The 22,986-nt window shown below is 68.9% G+C and carries 20 protein-coding genes; 6 read left to right on the forward strand and 14 right to left on the reverse strand.

All coding sequences use genetic code 11. From position 1 onward, the window contains the following. Window positions 1–7 precede the first annotated feature (7 nt). Window positions 8–1,135 carry an acyl-CoA dehydrogenase family protein gene (locus AB0F86_RS03720; protein WP_356984324.1) on the forward strand — a complete coding sequence of 376 codons (1,128 nt, stop codon included), beginning with the start codon at window positions 8–10 and terminating at the stop codon, window positions 1,133–1,135. A 213-nt stretch (window positions 1,136–1,348) separates the two neighbouring features. Here the strand turns inward: AB0F86_RS03720 and AB0F86_RS03725 are convergent, their stop codons facing one another. Next, window positions 1,349–2,083, reverse strand: coding sequence for a Crp/Fnr family transcriptional regulator (locus AB0F86_RS03725; protein ID WP_356984326.1), 735 nt, complete (start codon window positions 2,081–2,083; stop codon window positions 1,349–1,351). A 216-nt stretch (window positions 2,084–2,299) separates the two neighbouring features. On the opposite strand from AB0F86_RS03725, the gene AB0F86_RS03730 reads away from it, so the two are divergent. The 3 genes from AB0F86_RS03730 (at window position 2,300) to AB0F86_RS03740 (ending at window position 5,243) form a co-directional block, all read left to right on the forward strand. Then, window positions 2,300–3,484, forward strand: coding sequence for an AI-2E family transporter (locus AB0F86_RS03730; protein ID WP_356984415.1), 1,185 nt, complete (start codon window positions 2,300–2,302; stop codon window positions 3,482–3,484). Between the two features lie 95 nt (window positions 3,485–3,579). Beyond that, a complete protein-coding gene (locus tag AB0F86_RS03735) occupies window positions 3,580–4,827 on the forward strand; it encodes a helix-turn-helix domain-containing protein (RefSeq protein WP_356984327.1) in 1,248 nt (415 codons plus the stop codon). A gap of 257 nt (window positions 4,828–5,084) precedes the next feature. Then, window positions 5,085–5,243, forward strand: coding sequence for a hypothetical protein (locus AB0F86_RS03740; protein ID WP_225280763.1), 159 nt, complete (start codon window positions 5,085–5,087; stop codon window positions 5,241–5,243). Between the two features lie 140 nt (window positions 5,244–5,383). On the opposite strand, the gene AB0F86_RS03745 is transcribed toward AB0F86_RS03740, so the two are convergent. From AB0F86_RS03745 to AB0F86_RS03790, 10 genes are all read right to left on the reverse strand, one after another. Then, the gene (locus AB0F86_RS03745) at window positions 5,384–5,569 is read right to left on the reverse strand and encodes a hypothetical protein (RefSeq protein WP_356984329.1); all 186 of its coding nucleotides are present in this window, start codon (window positions 5,567–5,569) and stop codon (window positions 5,384–5,386) included. A gap of 109 nt (window positions 5,570–5,678) precedes the next feature. Next, the gene (locus AB0F86_RS03750; RefSeq protein WP_181698109.1) at window positions 5,679–6,743 is read right to left on the reverse strand and encodes a hemolysin family protein; all 1,065 of its coding nucleotides are present in this window, start codon (window positions 6,741–6,743) and stop codon (window positions 5,679–5,681) included. After that, complete coding sequence (locus AB0F86_RS03755) at window positions 6,736–8,091, reverse strand: hemolysin family protein (protein WP_181698110.1); 1,356 nt, start codon at window positions 8,089–8,091, stop codon at window positions 6,736–6,738. Before AB0F86_RS03755 ends, AB0F86_RS03750 begins: the two co-directional genes overlap by 8 nt. Before the next feature lie 262 nt (window positions 8,092–8,353). Continuing rightward, window positions 8,354–9,790: a GuaB1 family IMP dehydrogenase-related protein gene (locus AB0F86_RS03760; protein WP_181698111.1), complete on the reverse strand. Its 1,437-nt coding sequence runs from the start codon at window positions 9,788–9,790 to the stop codon at window positions 8,354–8,356. Window positions 9,791–9,917: 127 nt separating this feature from the next. Then, window positions 9,918–11,399, reverse strand: coding sequence for a DEAD/DEAH box helicase (locus AB0F86_RS03765; RefSeq protein WP_181698151.1), 1,482 nt, complete (start codon window positions 11,397–11,399; stop codon window positions 9,918–9,920). Between the two features lie 239 nt (window positions 11,400–11,638). Continuing rightward, complete coding sequence (locus AB0F86_RS03770) at window positions 11,639–12,577, reverse strand: M56 family metallopeptidase (RefSeq protein WP_181698112.1); 939 nt, start codon at window positions 12,575–12,577, stop codon at window positions 11,639–11,641. A 64-nt stretch (window positions 12,578–12,641) separates the two neighbouring features. Continuing rightward, a complete protein-coding gene (locus AB0F86_RS03775; protein ID WP_279537543.1) occupies window positions 12,642–13,031 on the reverse strand; it encodes a BlaI/MecI/CopY family transcriptional regulator in 390 nt (129 codons plus the stop codon). A 63-nt stretch (window positions 13,032–13,094) separates the two neighbouring features. Continuing rightward, a complete protein-coding gene (locus AB0F86_RS03780) occupies window positions 13,095–13,919 on the reverse strand; it encodes an ABC transporter ATP-binding protein (RefSeq protein ID WP_356984332.1) in 825 nt (274 codons plus the stop codon). Next, window positions 13,916–14,929 carry an iron chelate uptake ABC transporter family permease subunit gene (locus tag AB0F86_RS03785; RefSeq protein ID WP_356984417.1) on the reverse strand — a complete coding sequence of 338 codons (1,014 nt, stop codon included), beginning with the start codon at window positions 14,927–14,929 and terminating at the stop codon, window positions 13,916–13,918. Before AB0F86_RS03785 ends, AB0F86_RS03780 begins: the two co-directional genes overlap by 4 nt. Window positions 14,930–15,015: 86 nt before the next feature. Further along, a complete protein-coding gene (locus AB0F86_RS03790; protein WP_356984334.1) occupies window positions 15,016–16,062 on the reverse strand; it encodes an iron ABC transporter permease in 1,047 nt (348 codons plus the stop codon). A gap of 111 nt (window positions 16,063–16,173) precedes the next feature. Between AB0F86_RS03790 and AB0F86_RS03795 the strand changes: the two genes are divergently transcribed. Beyond that, on the forward strand, window positions 16,174–16,881 hold the full coding sequence (locus AB0F86_RS03795) for a hypothetical protein (protein ID WP_181698116.1): 708 nt from the start codon (window positions 16,174–16,176) through the stop codon (window positions 16,879–16,881). 45 nt (window positions 16,882–16,926) lie between these two features. Beyond that, a complete protein-coding gene (locus tag AB0F86_RS03800) occupies window positions 16,927–18,414 on the forward strand; it encodes an APC family permease (RefSeq protein WP_356984336.1) in 1,488 nt (495 codons plus the stop codon). Here AB0F86_RS03800 and AB0F86_RS03805 read toward each other — a convergent pair. The 3 genes from AB0F86_RS03805 to AB0F86_RS03815 all read right to left on the reverse strand — a co-directional run bounded on the left by AB0F86_RS03805 (window position 18,411) and on the right by AB0F86_RS03815 (window position 22,928). Continuing rightward, window positions 18,411–19,790: a wax ester/triacylglycerol synthase domain-containing protein gene (locus AB0F86_RS03805; protein ID WP_356984338.1), complete on the reverse strand. Its 1,380-nt coding sequence runs from the start codon at window positions 19,788–19,790 to the stop codon at window positions 18,411–18,413. The two genes, AB0F86_RS03800 and AB0F86_RS03805, sit on opposite strands and share 4 nt — an antisense overlap. After that, complete coding sequence (locus tag AB0F86_RS03810; RefSeq protein ID WP_356984340.1) at window positions 19,787–20,824, reverse strand: alpha/beta hydrolase family protein; 1,038 nt, start codon at window positions 20,822–20,824, stop codon at window positions 19,787–19,789. Before AB0F86_RS03810 ends, AB0F86_RS03805 begins: the two co-directional genes overlap by 4 nt. A gap of 1,450 nt (window positions 20,825–22,274) precedes the next feature. Then, complete coding sequence (locus AB0F86_RS03815) at window positions 22,275–22,928, reverse strand: maleylpyruvate isomerase family mycothiol-dependent enzyme (RefSeq protein ID WP_356984341.1); 654 nt, start codon at window positions 22,926–22,928, stop codon at window positions 22,275–22,277. Between the last annotated feature and the right edge of the window lie 58 nt (window positions 22,929–22,986).

The raw sequence follows: 22,986 nt of genomic DNA on the forward strand, positions 1-22,986 counted from the left end.
CAGCGCAATGGATTTCGAATTCACCACCGAACAGGACATGCTGCGCGACACCGTCCGTAGCGTCCTCACCCGGCACTACACCCACGAACGGCGCGCCACCGTCGTCGCCACCGACCCCGGCTGGGATCCACAGGTGTGGTCGACCTTCGCCGAGATCGGCCTGCTCGGGCTCACCATCCCCGCCGACGACGGCGGACTAGACGCCGGCCCGATCGAGACCATGCTCGTGCTGGAAGAACTCGGGCGTGCGCTCGCACCGGAACCGGTGCTCGACTGCGCGCTGATCCCCGGCGCCGTCATCACCCGGGCAGGCTCCGCGCAACAACGCAAACAGCTGCTGCCCGAGATCGCGGCAGGCGAGCGCAGGCCGGTCTTCGCCCATGTCGAGCCGGGGATGCGGCCACCGTCCGCCGCGGTGTCCACCCGGGCGACCCGCGACGGTGACGGCTGGCGGGTGACCGGTCGCAAGCATCCGGTCGCCGCCGCTGATTCCGCCGACCAGTTCATCGTCAGCGCGGCGCTGCCCGACGGCGGCACCGGCCTGTTCCTGATCGAACCGACCGATCCGGGCGTCACCGTCACCGCCTTCCGCACCCACGACGGGCGCCGCGGTGCCGACCTCACCTTCGACAGCGCCACCGCCGAACCCCTCGGCACCCCGGTCGACGCCGCCGATGTGATCGGCGAAATGATCGTCACCGCCCAGGCCGCGCTGGGCGCCGAAGCGGTCGGTGCCATGTCCGAAGCGCTGCGGCTGACCACCGAGTACCTGGGCACCCGCAAACAGTTCGGGGTCGCACTGCGTACCTTCCAGACGCTCACCCACCGCGCCGCCGACATGTACGTCTCGCTGGAGCTCGCCAGGAGCATGAGCCTGTACGCCTCGATGTCTCTGGCCGACGGCATCGCCGACCCGCTGGTCGCCGCCCGCGCGAAACTGCGCATCGGCCGCTCCGGCAGGCACATCGGCCAGGAAGCCATCCAGATGCACGGTGGTATCGGCATGACCGCCGAGTACCCCGTCGGCCACTACACCGCCCGCCTCACCGCCATCGAACACACCCTCGGCGACTCCAGCGATCACCTGCGTTACCTGACCGCCCACGTCACCGACCACCAGTTGGCGGAGATCTGAGCCGAATTCCGGTCCCGGCGGGTGCGAGTGCCGCCCGCCGGGTGGTTCGGCGGGCGGACTGCTCTGGGGGTAGGTGCGGTGGTCGAGGCCGTCACATGATTCACCGATGCCGGGCCTCCGGAGCGGTGGTGAGAACTCTTCGCTCGCCGCCGGAGCAGCGCGGAGTGTTGCGAACGCGAGAGCGGAATGATCGTGTGTCGGAAGAGAATCCGGTCAGTGTGAGGACTCGAGGTGGTGGAGGCGGTCGAGGGAGGTCAGGGTGATCGTCGGGTCGTGGAGCGTGATCAGATCGTCCCGGTCGAATTCTTTGAGTGCCTTGTTCAGGGTGGGGACAGAGGTGCCGAGCATGGCGGCGAGCGTGCGGTGCGGCAGATCGACCGTGTTGTCGACGGCTTCGTCGAGCAGGAGCTGGGCGAGCTGGGTGGGCAGCGGGCGACCGAGCATGTTGATGAGACGGCCCTGACCGGCGGCGAGGCGTTTCGCCACGCTCGTGAGCCAGCGGCGGGAGATATCGGGGTGGTCGGCCAGGAGTGCGTCGAAGGCAGCGGCCGGTAGGAACAGGCAGTGCGAATCGGTGCGGGCGCGGGCGGTGTAGGGCGGCGGCGTTTCGAGCAGCAGGGCGAGGTCGCCGTCGAGGTCGCCGGGGCGCAGGACGTCGATGACCGTTTGCTCTTGCGCCGAGCCGACCGACAACTCGACCAGGCCCTGCCGGACGAACCACACCCCCTCCGACGCGGCCCCGGCGACGAACAGCGACGACCCGGCGACCAGGGGTTTCGGCTCGAAACGGTCGGCGAGTTCGTCGTAGTCCTCGACGCGCAGCGGGCAGGTGCGCAGGCGGCCCACACACCGCGCGACCCAGGCCGCGTGCCGTAACTGATCGTCGCCGAAATTGTCTTCGCCCGTGGCGCGGACCAAATGGGAAAACGCCCGATGACTGTGGATCATTGCTCGCTCCTGGTGGTGGTGCCGCAACTTCGTCCCACTTCGATTATCCTCGCCGAACTGCGCGAATGCCCGCCTGCGCGATGGTGCATCCGGTGGCTCACCGAGCCGTCCCGGCACGGCACGGACCTGGGGCCGGCCACCGTCGAGGCGCGCCGACGGGGAATGCTCATCATGCGGGGGCGCCGGGGCGCATGCCAGACTAGCGGCGTGGGCGCGATGGGGAATGCGAGCGTTACGGCGCGAACGGACGGACAGCAGGGCCGCGACCGAGGCGAGGTGATCGGTGGCGGACTGCTGTGGCTGGCCAAATGGGCACTGTGCATCGTCGCGATCGCGGCGGGTGCGTGGGTGCTCGGCACGATCGTGGCGCGGCTGTGGGTGGTGCTGTTGCCGGTCGCGCTGGCGGTCGTGGTGACCACGATCCTGTGGCCCGCGACCAGGTGGCTCACCGCGCACGGGTTGCGGCCCGCATTGGCCGCGACGATCACGCTGGTGAGTTTCCTCGCGCTGGTGGCGGGCGTCATCGCGCTGATCGTGCCGTCGGTCGCCGATCAGGCACCGGAACTGGCGGACAAGTCGACCGCGGGCGTGAACCAGGTGCGTGACTGGATCCAGGGTCCGCCGCTGAACATTCGCGACGAACAGCTCGACTCCGCCGTCGACGCCATCGTGTCGCGACTGCAGTCCAGTGGCACCCAGATCGCCAACGGCGTCTTCACCGGTGTATCCACCGCCACCTCGGTGCTGATCGCGGTGTTCCTGGTGCTGGTTCTGGTGTTCTTCTTCCTGAAGGACGGTCCGCGCCTGCTGCCCTGGATGAACCTCGTGTGTGGCAACCGCAGCGGCCGCCACCTCGAGGCCGTGCTCGAGCGGGTCTGGGGGACCCTCGGCGGGTTCATCCGCACCCAGGCGATCGTCAGTTTCGTCGACGCCGTGCTCATCGGCGCTGCCCTGTTCATCCTCGATGTGCCGTTGGCGCTGGTGCTGTCGGTGATCACCTTCGTCGGCGGTTTCATCCCGATGGTCGGCGCGTTCGTGGCGGGCGCGCTCGCCGTGCTCGTCGCGTTGGTCGGCAACGGTTTCACCACGGCGCTGATCGTGCTGGGTGTCGTGATCGCCGTGCAGCAGCTGGAAGGCAATGTGCTGCAACCGGTGTTGCAGAGCCGCAGCATGGAGTTGCACCCGGTGATCGTGCTGCTCGCGGTCACCGCGGGTGGCTCCCTCTACGGCATCACCGGCGCCTTCCTCGCCGTCCCGGTGGTGGCGATGATCGCGGTGGTCCTGCGCTACCTCGGCGAACAGATCGACGCGAAGACCACCCCACCGGAATCGGCGGAATGCGAAACCGCGGCGAAGGCGGCCGTCCCGCCCACCGCCCAACCCTCCGGCGATCCCGCCTGACCGGAAGCACTGCCGCAGGGGAAACTCACCTGCGCGGCGTCGAAGTCGGGTAGTCCTCGGGCCGAGTGACCGGCGGACCGGTAGCGTGCCGGTTCATGCTCGGTCGCGAATCCGATCCTGTCATCGTCGGCCTGGCCGCCATCATGCGGTCACGGCTCGACGAGTACGTCGCGGAGTTGGTCACCTTCACCAGGCAGCACATCGCCCTGTATCGAGACGAGACGGTGGTGTCGGACGAACTGCTGTCGCAGAGTTTGCGCCGGAACCTCACCCGTTCGCTCGACCAGCTGCAATACAACGTGCCGGTCGATCTGTCGGCCGCGCAACGGACCGGGCGGGAACGCGCCGCGATGGGGGTGCCGCTGCCGGAACTGTTGCGCGCCTACACCATCGGCTTCGCGTTCTTCTGGGAGCGGTTGCTCAGCTGCGCGCGCGAGCACGGCCCGAAGGCCGTCGAGGTGGCCACCGACACCGTGTCCGACCTGTGGATGCTCAACGACGAGTTCTCGACCGCGCTCACCGAGGCCTACCGCGAGGAGATGAACGCGCGTCTGGTCGCCGAGGATCGGCGGCGGTCCGCGCTGGTCGCGGCCCTGATCGACGGCTCGGCCGGCGACACCCAGACGGCGTGGGAGATCTCGCAGACCCTCGGGTTGCCCTTCGAAGGCACCTTCGTGGTGGTCGCCACGGAATCGGCACCCATCGCCGACAATGCGACGCTGCATCTCGAGGACGTGCTGCGCCGGCGCGGCACCTCCTCGGCCTGGCGTTCCCAACCCGACCGCGAGATCGGCATCATCTACCGCGGCCGCAGCCAATCACTGTCCGACATTCTCGAGATCGTCTCCGCCACCGCCACTTTCCGGGTCGGCGTGAGCCCGGAATTCGGCAGGCTCGACAAAACCCCGAGGGCGGCTCGATTCGCCCGCACGGCGCTGGAGGCGATGCCCGCCGGGACGGTCGGGGTGAACCAGATCGTCGACACCCCCATCAGCGACCTGGTGATCGGCAACGTGGACTCGGCCAGGCAGTTCGTCTGGCGGGTACTCGGCCCGATCCTGCGGCTGCCCCCTAAGGAGCGCGACACCCACCTCGCCACGGCCCGGGCCTGGCTGGCCGCCGACGGTTCGGCCGTGCGCGCCGCGGCCGCGCTGTACTGCCACGAGAACACTGTGCGGCACCGGATCCGCAAGCTCGAAGAACAACTCGGCTGTTCGCTGAGCAACCCGACCCGGCTGGCCGAACTCGTGGCCGCCCTGCAGGCCGTCGGCACCTTGCCCGACCTCGCGGGCTCGCCGACACCGACCGGGCAGGGTTGGCGGCAAGCCGTCCAGCCTGTCTGATTTGCCCGTTGTTGTGGCGGCGACAACGACAGGCCCGAAACGGTGTCGGCGCCTACAGCCGTCTACCCGTCACCCCGCCCTAGACTCTGTGCGTCAGGTAATCCAGGGGACCCGCGCGGCGAAAAGGGCATGGACACAACAGAATATGCCCTGCTGGCCCTGCGGTCAGGCGGAGAGGGGAACTCGATTTGTCATCGATTCTGGACCGGAGCTTTCGCCCCGAGCCGGTTGATATGCGCGGCGCGGCAAGACAATTCGTGATCGACCAGGTCGAATCGACCGGTGCGGCGACCAGGAACGATTTCGACATCGACCGCATTGTTTCCACCGCACACGATCAGATCGGTGATTGGGACATCCGCAGCATGTCCGGTACGGCCTTCTGGCGCATCGTTTCCTGCTGTATCCGGCCGTAGTCGTTCCTCGCCGAAGACACCTCGTGCCCAGCCTGTTCGGCACGCGGCTCAGCGGTCACCGAGGTCGGCACGCAGCAGCGCGACGAGCCCGAGAACGGCCATGATCACCAGCCATATCGCCGATCCGAGTCCCGCGAGGATCATCGTGCCCACAGGATGATGAACGGCCCGTATTCGGCGACGCGGCCCCAATAGTCGCAGGGGCCGACATCGCCCGGGATGGCGGCGCATTCCGGGTGTGCGTCGCCGGCGAAGGCCAGGGCTGCGAGGACCGAAAGCAGCACGGCCCCAGCGAAGATGAGGATCAGATGCCTGAGGGGGCGCATACTGCCCGACCCTAACGACTCGGGCGCGGGCCCGTGGTTCGAGCCGCATGGCCGGGGCCGGCTGCGCGGGGTGGCGGGAACCACCCCGCGCAGGTCGGGGCCCGCGAACTCACTCGGGTTTGCGATGGGTCCCGTCGCGCACGGTACCGACGAACTCCTCCACCAGGTCCTCGAGCGCGACGACGCCGACGGTGTTTCCTCGGGCATCCACCACCCGGCCCAGATGACTGCTTGTGCGGCGCAACCTGGCCAGCGCCTCGTAGAGCGCGGTGGTCGTGGTGACCGTCGGCAGGGGGCGGATGTCGGTGCGTGGGATCTTGGTGTCGGGGCCCGCGTTGTCGTCGGCGACCTCGTCGAGCACGTCCTTGATGTGCAGGTAGCCGACGAGCGAACCGTCGGCCGCGCGCACCGGGTACCGGGAGAACCCGGTCTCGGCCACGGCGGCTTCCACATCACCGAGCGTGGTTCCGTCGCCGCGCAACGGCACCGAACGCGCCTCGGCCAGCGGAACCATGACATCGCCCACGATCCGCTCGGAGGTGCCGAGGGCCTGTGTGAGCCTGCGGTGTTCCTCCTCGTCGAGCAGACCCTCCGAGCGCGACTCGCCGATCATCTCGGCCAGTTCCACCGTGGACACCGTCGCGTCGAGTTCGTCCTTGGGCTCGATGCGCAGCATCCGCAGGGTGAGGTTGGCCGCGTAGTTGTAGAGCGCGATGAGGGGACGCGCGATCCGCAGCCACATCAGATGGATCGGTACCAGCAGCAGCGCCGAGCGTTCCGGACCGGCCAGCGCGATGTTCTTCGGGACCATCTCGCCGAGCAGGATGTGCAGGATCACCACCAGCGTCAGCGCCAGCGCGAACCCGACGGGGTGCAGCAGTTGCTCGGGCAACCCGAGCAGTTCGAACGGGCGCTCGATCAGGTGCGCGATGGCCGGTTCGCCGACCCGGCCGAGCAGGATCGAGCAGATGGTGATGCCGAGCTGGGCGGCGGCCAGCATCATCGACAGGTTCTCGCCTGCCTCGATCACCGTCGCGGCCTTCTTCTTCCCCTGTGCGACAAGGGCTTCCAGGCGATCACGACGGGCCGAGATGAGCGCGAACTCGGCCGCGACGAAGAAGGCGTTGCCCGCGAGCAGCACCGCGGTGAGGACGAGTCCGAACAGGTCACCCATGGTTGTGCTCCCGTGCCGCGAGGTTCGCGTCGTCGACGGGCACCAGGCGCACCCGGTCGATCCGCCGTCCGTCCATCCGTTCCACCCGGGCCACCCAGCCGCCCGCACCGCCACGCGATTCGGGCAGGACGACCTCGTCGCCGCCCATCGGGATGCGGCCCAACTGGGTGAGGACGAGTCCGCCGAGGGTTTCGTATTCGCCTTCGGGCGCGTCGTAGCCCGTCGCGCGGGACACCTCGTCGATGCGCAGCAGACCCGAGCAGTCCCAGCCGTCGCTCACCCGGCGCACATCGCGTTCCTCCTCGTCGTGCTCGTCGCGCACGTCGCCGAGGATCTCCTCGATCAGGTCCTCCATGGTGACCATGCCCGCGGTGCCGCCGTACTCGTCGACGACGAGCGCCACCTGCATGCCGTCGGCACGGACCCGTTCGAGCACCTCGTCGCCGTCGAGACTGGCGGGCACGATCGGTACCGCGACGGCGAGCTTCCCGAGCGGGATCTGCTTACGCAGGTGCGCCGGATGGGTGAAGGCGTGTTTGACGTGGACGACGCCGAGGGTGTTGTCGAGGTCGCCGTCGATCACCGGGAACCGGGAGTACCCGGTGCGCGCCGAGGCGGCGATGAGGTCGGCGATGGTGTCGTCGCGGTCGAGCGACTCCACCTTCACCCGGGGGGTCATCAGGTCCTCGGCGCTGCGTTCACCGAACTCCAGCGAGCGGTCCATCAGCTGCGCGGTGCGCTGATCCATCGCCCCGCGCTGGGCCGAGGTGCGAACCAGCGACCCGAGTTCCTGCGGCGACCTGGCCGAACGCAGTTCCTCGGCCGGTTCGATGCCGAGCCTGCGGACCAGCCAGTTGGCGGCGTTGTTCAGGAATCGGATCAGCCACTTGAAGAACACGGAGAACCCGATCATCGGGCCCGCGGTGAGCCGGGCCGTCGCCATCGGCTTGGCGATGGCGATGTTCTTGGGTACCAGTTCGCCGTAGATCATCGACAGCGAGGTCGCCAGGATCAGCGCCAGCGCGAGCGCGACACCGGTCGCGGCGGTCTCGCTCAGGCCGATGCCGTCGAGCAGCGGCGCCAGCAGCCGCGCCAGCACGGGCTCGGCGATGAAGCCGGTGATCAGGGTGGTGATGGTGATGCCGAGCTGGGCGCCCGAGAGCTGGAACGACAGGGTGTTGTGCGCCTGTTTGACCAGTCGTGACCGGGTGTCACCGGAGCGCGCGGCCGATTCGACGGCGCTGCGTTCCAGGGCGGTGAGGGAGAACTCGGCGGCCACGAACAGGGCGGTACCGAGGGTCAATGCGGCGAAACCGAGCAGGCTGAGCACTGTCAGCACGGTGGACATCCTCAGCACCACCCATGCGGTGCCGGGGCGAGACCAGTGGATCGGACGGACGCTGCGGAAAGGAGGACGCCGGGTTTGTCACCCGGCTCCGTAGAGGAGCCCTCCTGTGTGGCGCCCTTGGACGCGGGTGACAACTGGATCCTTTCGAGGTGGGAAAACGAGCTGTGCCGAGATCGGCAACTCCATAGTAATCCGTCGCCTCGGTTGATGCGTCAGCGGCGCGGCCGACCGGCGCCCGCACGGCGTCCGGTCGGCCGGGCGGTCACCAGCCGCTGGGCAGCGGCCTGCCCTCGGCGAAACCGGCGGCGGACTGCACACCGAGCACCGCGCGTTCGTGGAACTCGGGCAGGGTGCGGGCGCCCGCGTAGGTGCAGGAGCTGCGTACACCCGAGCAGATGTGGTCGATCAGGTCCTCCACGCCCGGCCGCTCGGGGTCCAGGCGCATCCGCGAACTGGAGATGCCTTCCTCGAACAGCGCCTTGCGGGCCCGGTCGAAACCGCTGTCGGCGGCGGTGCGGGCGGCGACGGCACGCTTGGACGCCATGCCGAAGCTTTCCTTGTAGGCGTTGCCGTCACGGTCGACGCGCAGGTCGCCGGGGGACTCGTAGGTGCCGGCGAACCAGGAGCCGATCATCACGTTCGACGCGCCCGCGGCCAGCGCCAGAGCCACGTCGCGGGGGTGGCGGACACCACCGTCGGCCCACACGTGCACGCCGAGTTCCTGTGCGGCGGCGGCACATTCGGCCACCGCGGAGAACTGAGGACGGCCCACACCGGTCATCATCCGGGTGGTGCACATCGCACCGGGGCCGACGCCGACCTTGATGATGGTCGCGCCCGCCTCGGCCAGGTCGCGGGTGCCCTCGGCGGAGACCACATTGCCCGCGACCAGCGGCAGCCCGAGGCCGAGATCGGCGACGGTGCGCAGGGATTCGAGCATCTTGGTCTGGTGGCCGTGGGCGGTGTCGAGGACGAGGACGTCGGCGCCCGCGTCGGCCAGTGCCTTCGCCTTGGCGGCCACGTCACCGTTGATGCCGACGGCGGCGGCGACGCGCAGTTTGCCCTCGGCGTCGACGGCCGGGGTGTAGATGCCCGCGCGGATGGCGCCGGTGCGGGTCATCACGCCCGCCAGGGTGCCGTCGGGGTGGGTGAGCACGGCGAGCTGGGTGTGTGAACCGGCGAGCCGGTCGAAGATGTCGCGGGGCGAGGCGTCGACGGGGGCCTGCACGAAATCGGTCTGGGCGATCTCGCGCAAGCGCGCGAATCGGTCGACGTCGGCGCAGGCGGCCTCGGTGACCACACCGACGGGTTTGCCGTCCTCGACGACGACCACCGCGCCGTGCGCGCGCTTGTGCATCAGCGCCAGCGCGTCGGACACCGCCGCGTCGGGGTCGAGGGTGACCGGGGTGTCGGCGGTGAGCGAGCGGCTCTTGACGAACGCGATGGTCTCGGCGGCCGCCGGGATCGGGAGATCCTGCGGCAGGACGACCAGTCCGCCGCGTCGGGCGACGGTCTCGGCCATCCGCTTACCGGCCACCGCAGTCATGTTCGCGACGACGAGGGGGATGGTGGTACCCGAGCCGTCGACGCTGGCCAGGTCAACATCGAACCGGGATGCGACATCCGTGCGGTTCGGGACGAGGAACAGGTCGTCGTAGGTCAGGTCGTACGGCGGCGGTGGGCCAGGAAGAAATCGCACTGTGCCGATGATAGCCGTGTGAGCGGTCCGGCGGGCGGATGCGCGCGGGGTGCTCCTGGCATGCCGCCGGAAAAGGCGCGTGGCCGAACCGTAATCGGTTCGGCCACGCGGCGATTCATCTGTGCGATCAGTTTGCGGAACGGTTGCGGTTGCCCGCCGGAGCCGCCGGACGACCGGCGCGCCGCCGCGAATTCGTCGGCGTGTCGCCGCTCCGGGCGTGTCCGCCGGCGCCCGCGGGCTTGCGGGAACGCGACTCACCGGTCGGACGGTCCCGGCGCGGCGCGCCCGAACCCCGGCTGTGCCCGCCCTCGGAAGCTGTTGCGCCACTGGGCCTTGCGCGGCGCGGACGACCCGCACCGGTCGAGGTCCGCGTCGGCTGTGCCGGTGCGGCGGGGGTGGCGAGCGCGATGCCGCTCGGCTTGCGGGCGCCGGTGATGTCCACCAGCTTCCGGTCGCCGGGGCGGACATCGATACCGTCGGTCCGCACGCCCGCCTTGCGGGTCATCGCGGCCACGTCCTTGCGCTCCTCGTCGGTGACGAGGGTGACGACCACGCCGTCCTCGCCGGCCCGCGCGGTGCGACCGGCGCGGTGCAGGTAGGCCTTGTGCTCGGCGGGCGGGTCGAAGTGCACGACCAGCGACACACCGTCGATGTGGATGCCGCGCGCGGCCACGTCGGTGGTGACCAGCACCGGCACCGACCCGTCGGCGAAGGCCGCCAGCGTGCGCACGCGATTGTTCTGTGCCTTGCCGCCGTGCAGCGAGCCCGCGTCGACACCGGCGCCGCGCAGCTGCTTGGCCAGACGATCGGCGCCGTGCTTGGTGCGCACGAACATGATGGTCAGGCCGTCGCGGGCGGCGATCTCGGTGGCGACGGTCCGCTTGATGTTCTTGTCGCGCACGAAGAACAGGTGGTGGGTCATGGTGCTCACCGACGCCTCGGCGGGTGCGGTGGAGTGGGTCACCGGGTTGCTCAGGTAGCGCTTCACGAGCTTGTCCACGTCACCGTCGAGGGTGGCCGAGAACAGCAGGCGCTGACCCTGCTTCGGGGTGCGGTCGAGCAGGCGGGTGACCTGGGGCAGGAACCCCATGTCGGCCATGTGGTCGGCCTCGTCGAGGGCGGTGATCGCCACGTCGGACAAGTCGGCATTGCGCTGCTTGATGAGGTCGTCGAGGCGGCCGGGAGTGGCGATCAGCAGGTCGACACCGCGCGCGAGGCGGTCGGCCTGCCGCTTGATCGGTGCACCACCGACGACGGAGGCGACACGCAGACCGAGCGAGCGAGCGGCATCTTCGAGCGCCTTCTCGATCTGGGTGGCGAGCTCACGGGTCGGTACGAGCACCAGGCCACGCGGGCGGCCCGGCTTGGACGGCGGGCCCTCGGCCAGGCGGGTGAGGATCGGCAAGCCGAAGGCGAGGGTCTTGCCCGAGCCGGTGGGGCCGCGACCCAGCACGTCACGCCCGGCGAGCGCGTCACCGATGGTGGCGGCCTGGATGGGGAAGGGCTTGTCGATGCCCGCGTTGCGCAGGGCCTGCACCAGGGCCACGGGCAGGCCTAGTTCGGTGAAGGTCGGTTCGGTCGCGTCGGAGACAGCAGAGGTGGACAAAATGGCCTTTCGTTGGGCTGCGAATCGCGCTGGAAGATCACCGGCGCCGATTACCCGAAACACGCGAACGGCGTACGGGGTGCGGCCCAGCAGGAAGGACCGATCTCCCAGGATAGGCGTGATTGCGTTCGCGTGGGTAAACAACCTGGTCAGCGGTAACGGCGAGCACCGGTTCGGCCAGGAGTGATCAGCAGGGTCCGGGGTGCGGGCGTCGCGTCCGGCTCGGCTGGGTGATCGCCAGGTCAGCCGTGGAACAACCGGCTCAGTTCCTGCAGCCACGGCACCGCGACGGCGAGGGTGGGAACCACCAGAATCGCCGCCGATCCCAGGTAGGCCGCGGTGGCGATTCTCACGTCACCGTTGGTGCCCGCGAGGCGCTGGATGCGGATGAGGGTGCTCGGACCGCCCGCGGCGAGCGCGCCCTGCGGTGCGGTCGATTTCGCGCACGCCACCAGGGCGCGGGCGAGCGGTTTGGGGCCGGTGACCTTCACCGCGGAGTCGTCGGCGAGCAGTTCGATGAGCAGTTTCACCGAACCGAGCGCGGCCTTGCTGCGGACCACCCGGGGGAACGCCTCGTGGACGGCGGTGAACGCCTCGAGCACCAGGTCGTGGCGGGCCCGCAGATGCGAGCGCTCATGGCTCACGATCGCGGTGACCTCGGCGTCGTCGAGGCTGGTCAGGGTGCCTTCGCTGAGTACAACGCGCTGGCGGAGCCCGGGCAGGCAGTAGGCGATGGGTTCGGTGGCGGCGAGCACCCGGATGTCGGCGGCGCGGCGCACGGGACCGCTCTGATCGAGCAGATCGACCAGCATGCGGTGCCGGGACCGGCGGCGGCGGGTGTGCACGCCGACACGCACGATGGAGAACATCAGGCGCGCGCCGATCATCAGCGTCAGCGCGAACACGGTGACGTACACGAGCCACAGCGGCAGCCCGAGCGCGTCGATCTCCTTGGTGGGGGAGGTGGTCGGCCTACCGTCGGGGCCGGGAACGAGCAGCAGGCTGGCGATGGCCAGCCCGGAACCGAAGGCGCTGAGCACGGCGGCCAGCGCGATGGCCTGCCACAACACGACCGCTGCCCGCGGACTGCGGTGCGGCCAGGTAGCACGGCTGAGCAGCGCGGGAACTGGCCCTGCGAGTAGCAAGGCGAGACCTGCGAAGACTGCCGCGGTTGCGTTCATCGACTCTGCTCACTGCGTTGTGGGGCCAGGGGCGCTCACGTCGTTGTGAGAGCCGCCAGGGAGTCTAGCCGCTGTTTTCGTCGGATTCGAGCTTGGCCAGTGCCTCGCGCAGCGCATCGGCTTCGTCCTTGCCGACCTGTTCCACGAAGTGCACCAGTGCGGCGGCGCGGCTGCCCGCCGCGTCGGCCTGCTGCAACGCGTCGACCATCAGGCTCGCGACCAGTTCGTCACGGCTGTGTACCGGGGCGTACCGATGCGCGCGATCGTCGCGACGCTGCACAACCAAATCCTTTTTCGCCAGCCGCTGCAGCACGGTCATCACCGTGGTGTACGCGAGCTCGCGACGAGCCGCCAGTGCTTCGTGTACCTGCCGCACCGTGAGCGGTTCGTCGGCGGACCACAACTGGTCCATCACCGCTTTTTCGAGTTCGCCGAGACCTGCCATCCCTCCGATTTTACGGACTCAACGACAAAGATGCGTACTACAGATTGTCGTAACGGGGTGTTTGCTGGTGTGTCATTCGTCATACCCGGCCGCGCCGTGCACGTGGCGCGTGCCGATCGGCACGACCATCGGCCGCCCCGAGACCGGATCGGTGAGTACCTTCGCGTCGAGTCCGAACACCTCGGCGAGCAGTTCCGCGGTGATGATGTCGGCCGGTTTTCCCTGCGCGACGATGCGGCCCGCCGCCATCACCACCAGTTCGTCGCTGTAGCGGATGGCGAGGTTGAGATCGTGCAGCACCATCACCACGGTGCGTCCGAATTCGGCATGCAAGCGGTCGACCAGGTCGAGCACTTCCAGCGAGTGCGCGAGGTCGAGATAGGTGGTCGGTTCGTCGAGGAGCAGGATGTCGGTGCCCTGAGCGAGTGCCATCGAGATCCAGGCGCGCTGCCGCTGCCCGCCGGACAACTCGTCGAGGGTGCGGTCGGCCAGGTCGGCGATGCCGGTCTGGGCCAGGGCTGCGGCGACCTCGGTCTCGTCGTCGGCCGACCACTGCCGCAGCCAGGACTGATGCGGGTGACGGCCGCGCGCGACGAGATCGGCGACGGTGAGCCCTTCCGGTGCGACGGGGGTCTGCGGCAACATGCCGATCACCCGTGCGACGTCCTTGGTCTTCATCGACGAGATGGCCTTGCCGTCGAGCACCACCTGGCCTTCGCGCGGACGAAGCAACCGGCCGAGCGACTTGAGCAGCGTCGACTTGCCGCACCCGTTCGGTCCGATCACCGTGGTGACCACGCCGGGGGCGATGTCGAGACTGAGCCCGTCGACGATCACCCGCTCGCCGTAGCCGAGGGAAACGGTGTCGGCGGCGAGGCGATGGGCGGGGCTGGTCATGAGAGCGTGGCCTTCCGGTTCATGCGGACGAGCAGGTAGAGCAGGAACGGCCCGCCGAGCGCGGCGGTGACGATACCGACCGGCAGGTCGACGGGCAGCAGCGCGCGCGAGATGATATCGGCGCCCGCCACCAGCGCGGCGCCGGTGAGCGCCGAGGCGATCAGCGGTTCGCCGGGCGTGCGGAACGCCATCCGGGCGATCTGCGGTGCGGCCAGCGCGACGAATCCGACGGGCCCGACGGCCGCGGTCGCCACCGAGGCGGCGACGACGGACGAACCGATCAGCAGCGCCTGCTGGGACTGGATGCGCACACCGAGCACCCGGGTCGATTCCTCGCCGAGGCGCAGCGCGGCCAGCGTGCGCGCCGAGACGAGCGCGACGACGGTGACCACGGTGAGCGCGATCGCGGCGGGCACGACACTCGACATGTCGGCCGCGTCGAGCGAGCCGTTGAGCCAGACCTGGGCACGGGCGGCGTCGGTGAGGCTGGCGCGGGTGAGCAGCCAGCTGATCGCCGACATGAGCACCGCGTTCACGCCGATACCGATGAGCACGAGGCGGAAACCGGTGACACCGCGTTCCCCGCCACCACCGCGACCCCACGCGAGCAGGTAGATGACCACGGCGGTGAGCAGGCCACCCGCGAGCGCCGCCAGGGGGGCACCGACCGTCGCGACGAGACCCGTTGTCGCCCCGCCGCTTCCGACCAGCACGGCGACCGCGCCCACACTCGCGCCGGTGGTGATACCGAGCACGTCCGGCCCCGCCAGCGGGTTGTGCAGGATGGACTGCATCAGCGCGCCCGCAAGCCCGAGGGCGGCACCGACGACCACGGCGGTGAGCGCCCGGGGGAGTCGCGATTCGAGGACGATGAACCGCTGCGATCGGGACCCACCCCCGCCGAGGACATCGAGCACCCGGCTCAGCGGGACATAGGTGTCGCCGACGGCGATATCGACGCAGAACAGCACGAACACAGTCACGGCCAACGCGACGACGAAACCGAACATCACCGGGCGCAGCACCAGCGACAGCGGACCCACTCGCAAGGCCGGACGCACCTTGCGCAGATCGGCGGTCGTGTCGATGCCGGCGCTCACAGCGTCACCAGCTTCTTGCGGCGCACGAGGGCGATGAAGAACGGTGCGCCCAGCGCCGCCAGCATCACCCCGACCTGCAGTTCACCCGGCCGGGCGACGACGCGGCCGGTGATATCGGCCGCCAGCAGCAACAGGCCGCCCAGCAGGGCCGAGTAGGGAATCAGCCACCGGTTGTCGGGTCCGGTGACGATGCGAGCGATATGCGGGACCACCAGCCCGAGGAATGCGATCGGCCCGACCGCCGCGGTGGCCGCACCGCTGAGCAGCACCACCGCGGCCAGTCCGAACGCGCGCGCCCGGCCGATGTCGACACCGAGCCCGCGTGCCACATCGTCGCCGAGACCGAGCAGGTTCAAGGCGGGGGCGGCGGCCAGCGCCATGCCCAGTCCGATCACGAGGAACGGCAGGACCTGCCAGAACACGTCGGCCTCGCGGCCGTTGACCGTGCCGACCACCCAGAACCGGTAGGTGTCGAGCGCCGCGTTGTCGAGTACGACGACGGCGTTGGTCATCGCCTGCAGGAACGCGGTGACCGCCGCACCGGCGAGCACCAGGCTCAACGGACTGGCTTTGCCACCGCCGATCGAGGAGACGCCGAACACGATCAATCCCGCGATCGCCGACCCGGCGAAGGCGAACCAGATGTACTGACCCGGCGCGGTGAAGCCGAACAGATAGATGCTGAGCGCCGCCAGGAAGCCGGCGCCCGCATTCAGTCCTAACAATCCGGCATCAGCTAGCGGATTCCGGGTATACCCCTGGATGAGCGCGCCCGCGACCCCCAGCGCCATCCCGGCGATGAGGGCCAACGCGGTGCGCGGGAGACGCAGCTCACGCACGATTTCCTCGGCGGTGGAGCGGGCCGGGCATCGGAACGGGCCGCCGTCGCAGCCGAGAGCGTGTGTGACGGCGTCGAACACCGTGGACGGTGCGAGCGAGCGGGTGCCGATGGCGATGCTGGCCACCACTGCCACGGTGAGCAGTACAGCGAGCAGGGCAAGCCCGGTCAGACGACGGCGTCTGACGGTGCCAGGGTGGATCACGGCGACGAACTTCTCCTGCCTCGAAACCGGACACGACTTGTGAAGTCTGGTAAGCCTAACCTATGTTCCGAGACATCATCGTCACGGGAACCAACCGTTCGAGGAGGTTCGATGCCCGAGCCCGTCACCACCACCACGACCCGCACCACCCTCGCGTTCGATCGCGCCTGTGCGCGGTTGCAAGCCCTGCAACCGGAGCATCCGCGGGTCTATGCCGTGGCGGCGATGGCCGGACAGGGGAAACGGCGATGGTGGCATGTCCCGAACGGGTTGTCCGAGGGCCGCGTCGAACTGATGTACCGCAGGCACGCCGCGGAGATGATCAACGACGAGATCGCCGCCGAGGTGGTGGCGACCGCGCTCATCCACGCCGTCGTCGGCCGGGTCACCGCGCTGTTCGTGATGTCGGCGCAGGCCTGGGATCCGGGGCGCGACAACCTCTGGATCCACCACGACAACGACGGCGGTATCGATTGGGCGGGCTTGTCCGACACCACGATTCGCGTCGTCGACGGTGATCCGCAGGCCGCCGAACCCGGCACCGTCGCACTGCCCTGCGAGGCGGCGATGGCGGTGTGGCTGGTGCAGCGCAGCGCGTCGTCGCTGATCCCGCTGCAGTCGGTGCTCACCCGCTGCTCGGGCCTGCCCGCGCGCCGGTTCTGGCCGCTGGTCGGTGAATCCGTCGTGGGCGCGGCCACCTATGTGCCCGATCTGGCGCGCACCGATGCCGCCGCCGCGGCGCGTCGGGGCCAGTTGCTGCTCACCGCCTTCGAGGAGCGTGGTTTGCCCGTGCGGCGCAGCAGCGTGCTGCAGCGCTGAGCGCGTCGCGCGCTTCACCGGCGCGGTCGCGGGTATAGGTTCCGCATGACCGTTGTCCTGAAGCGGGCTGTCACCACGCCGCTGCTGTACTTCTTCATCCTCGGCGACATTCTGGGCGCCGGGGTGTACGTGCTGGTCGGTTCGGTGGCCCGGGAATCCGGCGGCGCCGTGTGGTTGCCGCTCGTCATCGCGCTGGTGCTGGCCACGCTCACCGCGGGTTCGTATGCGGAACTGGCGACGAAGTTCCCGAGGGCGGGTGGGTCGGCGCACTATGTCACCCGGGCGTTCGGGCCCGCGGCCGGGTCGTTCGTCGGTTTCTGCATGCTCGCCGCCGGTGTGGTGTCGGTGGGTGCGCTGGCCAGGGCGTTCGCGGGGGACTATCTGCAGGCGCTGGTCTCGGTGCCGGTGGTCGTGGTGGTCGTGGTGTTTCTCGTGCTGCTCGCGGCGCTGAATATTCGCGGCATCCGGGAGTCGTTGGGCGCCAACGTGGCAGCCACACTGGTCGAGGTCGGCGGGTTGCTGCTCATCATCGGACTCGGTCTGTGGGTGATGCTGCGTGGTGACGCCGACCTGAGCCGCCTCACCCAGGTCGGCACCGCCGAACAGGGGGCGGTCGGTGCGGTGCTGGCGGGCTCGGTGCTGGCGTTCTACTCGTTCGTCGGGTTCGAGACCTCGGTGAACCTGGCCGAGGAGGTGAAGGACCCACGCCGGTCCTACCCCACGGCGCTGTTCGGTGCGTTGCTCACCGCCGGGGTGGTGTACGCGCTGATCGGTGTGGTCGCCAGTGCCGCGGTGCCCACCGAGAAGCTGGCGGAGTCGAGCGGCCCGCTGCTGGAGGTGGTGCGGGTGGCCGGGGAGGTGCCCGACTGGTTGTTCAGTCTGATCGCGCTGGTCGCGGTCGCCAACGGGGCCCTGCTCACCGGCATCATGTCCTCGCGGTTGGCCTACGGCATGGCCCGCGACGGCCTGCTGCCGTCCGCGCTCGCCCGCATCCTGCCCGGCAGACGTACACCCTGGGTGGCGATCCTGGCGACTTCGGCGGTGTCGTTGCTGCTGGCGCTGACCGGCGAAGTCGATTCGCTGGCAGCGACATTGGTGCTGTTGCTGCTGTTCGTCTTCGGTTCCGTCGACGCGGCGGTGCTGGTGTTGCGCCGCGAACCGGGCGAACCGGGACACTTCCGGATTCCGACGATCGTGCCCCTGCTCGGCCTGGCGTCGTGCCTGTTCCTGTTCACCCGCATCGACGGTGAGGTGTGGGCGCGCGGGCTGATCCTCGTCGGTCTGGGCGCGGTGCTGGCCGTGGTGAACGCGATTCGTGCCCGCGGTGGTGTGGATGCGGAAAAACGGGTAGAGCCAGCCGAGGAGAGGAGGAAGTTCATGACCACACCACGCGACCGCGACGACGACACCGCCGAACCGAAAGGTGGACGGCCTGGCCCCCGTGACGAGGGCAAGGACGGTGGCATGGCCACCCGCGAAGTCGCCCCCGATGTCGCCGAGACCGACGAGGGTGCGCAGGAACCGCCGGACTAGCCTGCGGCACCCCGGGCGGCCACGGCGTCGCCGAGTCGCCGGAACGAGCTCAGCAGCAGGTCGCCGTAGTGGTCGGGGTCCGGCATCATCGCCGCGTTGGTGGTGACGGTGACGGCCAGCTCCGCGCCCTGCGAGGTGATGAGATGGCGCAGGCCGTCGCCGTCGTGGATCGGCAGCGCACCGAGCACGCGCACCAGGGGCCGTCCGCCGAACCGCAGGTCGTCGCGGACCGGCGGCACATTGCTGATCGTGGTGTTGCTCAACGGGATCGAGGTCGCCGCGTCGAACCGGCGCAGGGTGCGCGCCCAGCCCGCGGCTCGCAGCAGCAGCGCGGGCGCGGTCTCGACGCGCGACTCGGTGCGCAGCGTGGCCGGGTCGGCGGCGGTGGCTTTGGCCCGCTTCGCCGATTCCTCGATCGCGAGCAGACACCGCACGGGGTCGTCGATGTCGGTGTGCAGATCGACGAACATCTGGGTGAGCTGGTTCACCGAATCCCACTGCGCCACACCGCGCATCGACATGGGCACCATGGCTGCGAGGGAAGCCTCGGGGGTCTCGCCGCGCTCGGCCAGATAAGCCGCGAGCGCGCCCGACACGGTGGTCAGCATCAGGTCGTTGACGGTGACCCGGATCGGGCACGCGGCCTGCACGGCACGGACCTCGGTCATCGGCAGGGTGACGACATGCATGGTCAGCGGTGCGTGGATATCGCGGTTGAAGCGGGTCACGGGTTGCTGGGTCACCGCGCTCCTGTCGCCGGGTACCCGGGTCCGGGCCATGCCGAGGGCGAATCGCGCGGGGGCGGTGAGCACAGTGGCGGCAGTCCGCACGGCCACGCCGATCAGGTCGTCACCGCCGAGTTCGACCTCGGGGGCGGGCGCATCGCCGAACAGTTTCGCCTCGAGTTCGCGGGTCGCGACCCCGTCGCAGACGCTGTGGTGGAGTTTGAGCACCACCACCGTCGCCGTCCCGATTCCCGGCACCTCACCTACCCGGTCCAGGACATGGATCTCCCACGGCGGCTTGACGAGATCCATTCTCGCCGAGGCGAGTTCGGCGATCCGGGTCTGGGCCGCAGGCCAGGTACTCGGCGCGTCGAGGAAGACGTGATCGGCCATATTCGCCACCGGAGCGGGCACCCAGTACGGCAGGTCGAGATCGAAGGGAGTGCGGCGCAAGCGGCGGTGGAACAGGGGAGAGTGGCCGAGGCGAGCCCGCGCCCACTCGCGAACCTCGCGCGTGTGCAGAGGCGCGGTGCCGTCGTCGGCGAAGAAGTACACCGCGACGATGTGGGAGAGGTGCCGGTCGGTCTCGTCGTAGACGAACACCGCGTCGCGCGGCGCCAACCGCCCGGGGCGTACCCGCAGGGTGCTCACAGGCCGAGTGCCGTCGCCATCATCGGCCAGGAAGCGTGCAAGTCGTCTTCCCAATAACCCCATGAATGAGTTCCGGTCGCGCGCATATTGTAGGTGATATTCGTACGGCCGAGTTCGCGTGTCCGCTGGGACATTTGCGCGGTGCAATACATGGTCGCCGCTTCGATTCCGCCACCGACGAGCATTTGATTCTGCAGAATGGACGCGGGGTTTTTTCCTTCGACATGTACCCGCGGATTCGCGAGGGTGTCGTGCACGCCCGGCAATCCACTTCCCGCGGCGATATAGATCGGGATATCGGGCAGCCGATGCGCTTGTACATACGGGTCGTGCTCGCGCCAGGCGGCATCGCCTGCCGGCCCCCACATGTTCTCCACCTTGCCGCCGCCGAGGCGGACCACGAGCGAGACGAACTCGCGGCCCACCGGATCGCTCGTCATCGCGCAGCCGCTGTAGGAGGCGACGCTCCGGTAGAGCTGCGGGGCCTGAATGGCCAGGTCGAGGACCGAACTGCCTGCCATCGAGATGCCCGCGAGCGAGTTGACGCCGGTGGTGTCGAAGGCCGCGTCGATCACCGGCGGCAACTCCTGGGTGAGGAAGGTGGTCCACTTGTTGACGCCGTTGTTCTTCAGGTTCTTCGCAAGTCCGGGGTCGGGCTGGTGCCAGTCGGTGTAGTAGCTGAACGCGCCTTCCATCGGCATCACGACGTTGACGTGCTTACCGGCGAAGAACTCGGCCGCATTCGTCTGACCTGCCCAGTTGGCCGAATCCTCGCCGCCGCCCGCACCGTTGAGCAGGTACAGCGTCGGGGCGGGAGTCGCGGTGTCGGCGGGGCGGAGCACGCGCAGCGCGATGGTGCGATCCATCGACGGCGAATAGACGCTGATCTCGGCGGTCTGGCCGGTCTGTCCGCGGCTCACCAGGTGGGCGCCGGGCGCGGCGGTCGCCTGCGGGCCGTCGGCGAGCACGGGAGCGGTGGCCAGGGCGGCGGCGCAGGCCGCGGCGAGGAGGGTGCGGAATGCGGGTGTGTTCATCGGTGGTACGAGCCTGCTGACTTCTCGAAGAGCGACCGGGGGCCGGCTGATGGGCCGGCCCCCGTGACAGAGCTGAGGGGCTACTTGCCGGGCGACGGCGTGCCGCCGCTGGCCGAGATGAGCGCCTGCACGAAGGGCAACGCCGCATTGCTGAGGCTGCCGGCGCCGGTCTCCAGCAGTTCGTAGAGGGATCCCATGTGTTTCTCCTGGTGGTGATGGGTGAATCAGGCTCGCGTCACGGGCGAGCCGGGTGACCGGACGGCCGGATTACGGGAAGAAGGCTTCCACCGAACCGAGGAAGACGGCCAGCAGACCATCGCCTTCGGCAGCCGAACCGAGTCCCGCGATGGCCGCGGTCAGAAGCTCACTCAACGAGCCCATGTATCTCTCCTTGCGTTGTGGCCACACCAGGCTTCGATGTGACGCCGGTAACGTAACCCGCCACCCAAGGTGTGGCAACCCGATGTTTCACTCCGCTCGAACTGTTCATATTTTTCTTCCGGCCGGAATCAACTTGTCGATTGCCGGAACATCCTGTCTGCACTAGGTGTGACCTGTGGTTACTGCCACTGTCTGGCACAGTTATCAGTCGGTTCGCGGGGAACAACGGTGTACGCGGAACGGGTGTCAAGGGGGCTTTTTCCCGCTCTGAACTGCAGCGGTGCGGAACGAGTCGGAGTCGAGTCCGGATGCTCGGCTGATGCGCGGGGGCGCGATGGACGTCGTGTCCGCTCGGCTCGGAACGCGCGGCGGGCTCGTCGGTGGGGTGTTGCCGGGTGGACGCGCAAGCCCCTTGTTTCGGGGCTATGCCTCGGGGAGATCTGTCATGCTGCCGACGACGGGCCGTTGAGTCGTTATGTCGTTCCGCTATTGAAAGGTAACTCTTGCTCGGGCCTGTGAACGGGTCGGAGGGGCTCGTCGGCCCGCTCTCGACCCGTTCGCCTGGTCGCTACTTACCGGGCGACGGCGTGCCGCCGCTGGCCGAGATCAGCGCCTGCACGAACGGCAGTGTGCCGTCGCTGAGGCTGCCCGCCCCGGTCTGCAGCAATTCGTAGAGCGATCCCATGGTGTTCTCCTCGGTGAAATATCGGGTTGTTTACGGGAAGAAGGCTTCGACGGAGCCGAGGAACACGGCGAGCAAACCGTCCCCTTCGGCGGCGGAACCGAGTCCCGCAATTCCGGCCATCATCAATTCGGTGAGTGAACCCATATCAGTTCTCCTTGCGGCATTTTCGGATCTGCATCAGCGGCGGTCGCCCGTCGTGATGCCGGTAACGTAGCCGCCGGCCATTTCGCATCACCCGATTTTTGGCGGATCCGGACAATTCGTCCCGAATTCTTTCCGACGGAAAGTATCTCGCCCGGTTGGCGAACGTCACTACCGCTGATGCTGTGACCTGTGGCGACGCACAAGGCTTGTCACGCGTCGCCCGTCCGTCGGGGAGCCGCGTCAATCCCCCTGTCCGCCACCGGCGTCGGGCAGCACGACCCGTCCGCCGGCAGTCGGGCATTCGGCGCGGCCGGTGACGAGCATCAGCAATTCCGCAGCAGTGCCCGTGACCTCCGTCCCCGATCCTGCTGTCCACCCGGTGTCGGTCGCGCACAGCCGGTATCCGGCGAGCCGCTTGCGCGCGTGGAACGGCGCACCCATCGCCCACACCCGCTCCAGCGACCACTGCGCGGGCTCCGTGGGCGCGACCCGCTCGATCCCGAGCGGCACCGCGATGTCCTGTCCGTGTACGAGCAGGTCCATCAAGCGGTCGAGCGGCGTCGTACCGATCGGGGTCGTGCGTGACCCGATCGTTTCCCGCAGCTGTGCGAGCAGTTCCCTACTGGTCGTCCGGTCGGCATATCGAACGGCACTGTCACGGATGAGCCGGTCGATATTTCCGCGCGCCCGCACCAGTTCCACCAGGATCGTCCCGAGGGTGAACCGGGTCGCGAGGACCAGATGGGCAACCACGTCGCGAACTCGCCACCCTGCGCACAATGACGCTGCGTCCCACTCGGATTCGTCGAACCCGATCAGAAGTTCGACCAGTGTGGTGCGCTCCTCGGCCACGCGCCGCCAGACCATGTCCGCGCTCGGTTGTTCGGTTGTCATCCTGTCTCCTTCGGTCGATGTCGTCGGTACCGTAGGAGCTCCACCGAGGTGGAGGTGC

Source organism: Nocardia sp. NPDC023733 (assembly GCF_040639775.1).
GTDB classification, from domain to species: domain Bacteria; phylum Actinomycetota; class Actinomycetes; order Mycobacteriales; family Mycobacteriaceae; genus Nocardia; species Nocardia rosealba.

What these genes read in the sequence shown, in the direction of transcription:
- AB0F86_RS03720 (WP_356984324.1), top strand. Translation starts at nt 8, where the DNA reads ATGGATTTCGAATTCACCACCGAACAGGACATGCTGCGCGACACCGTC.
- AB0F86_RS03725 (WP_356984326.1), bottom strand. Translation starts at nt 2,083, where the DNA reads ATGATCCACAGTCATCGGGCGTTTTCCCATTTGGTCCGCGCCACGGGC.
- AB0F86_RS03730 (WP_356984415.1), top strand. Translation starts at nt 2,300, where the DNA reads ATGGGGAATGCGAGCGTTACGGCGCGAACGGACGGACAGCAGGGCCGC.
- AB0F86_RS03735 (WP_356984327.1), top strand. Translation starts at nt 3,580, where the DNA reads ATGCTCGGTCGCGAATCCGATCCTGTCATCGTCGGCCTGGCCGCCATC.
- AB0F86_RS03745 (WP_356984329.1), bottom strand. Translation starts at nt 5,569, where the DNA reads ATGCGCCCCCTCAGGCATCTGATCCTCATCTTCGCTGGGGCCGTGCTG.
- AB0F86_RS03750 (WP_181698109.1), bottom strand. Translation starts at nt 6,743, where the DNA reads ATGGGTGACCTGTTCGGACTCGTCCTCACCGCGGTGCTGCTCGCGGGC.
- AB0F86_RS03755 (WP_181698110.1), bottom strand. Translation starts at nt 8,091, where the DNA reads ATGTCCACCGTGCTGACAGTGCTCAGCCTGCTCGGTTTCGCCGCATTG.
- AB0F86_RS03770 (WP_181698112.1), bottom strand. Translation starts at nt 12,577, where the DNA reads ATGAACGCAACCGCGGCAGTCTTCGCAGGTCTCGCCTTGCTACTCGCA.
- AB0F86_RS03780 (WP_356984332.1), bottom strand. Translation starts at nt 13,919, where the DNA reads ATGACCAGCCCCGCCCATCGCCTCGCCGCCGACACCGTTTCCCTCGGC.
- AB0F86_RS03785 (WP_356984417.1), bottom strand. Translation starts at nt 14,929, where the DNA reads ATGTTCGGTTTCGTCGTCGCGTTGGCCGTGACTGTGTTCGTGCTGTTC.
- AB0F86_RS03795 (WP_181698116.1), top strand. Translation starts at nt 16,174, where the DNA reads ATGCCCGAGCCCGTCACCACCACCACGACCCGCACCACCCTCGCGTTC.
- AB0F86_RS03800 (WP_356984336.1), top strand. Translation starts at nt 16,927, where the DNA reads ATGACCGTTGTCCTGAAGCGGGCTGTCACCACGCCGCTGCTGTACTTC.
- AB0F86_RS03810 (WP_356984340.1), bottom strand. Translation starts at nt 20,824, where the DNA reads ATGAACACACCCGCATTCCGCACCCTCCTCGCCGCGGCCTGCGCCGCC.
- AB0F86_RS03815 (WP_356984341.1), bottom strand. Translation starts at nt 22,928, where the DNA reads ATGACAACCGAACAACCGAGCGCGGACATGGTCTGGCGGCGCGTGGCC.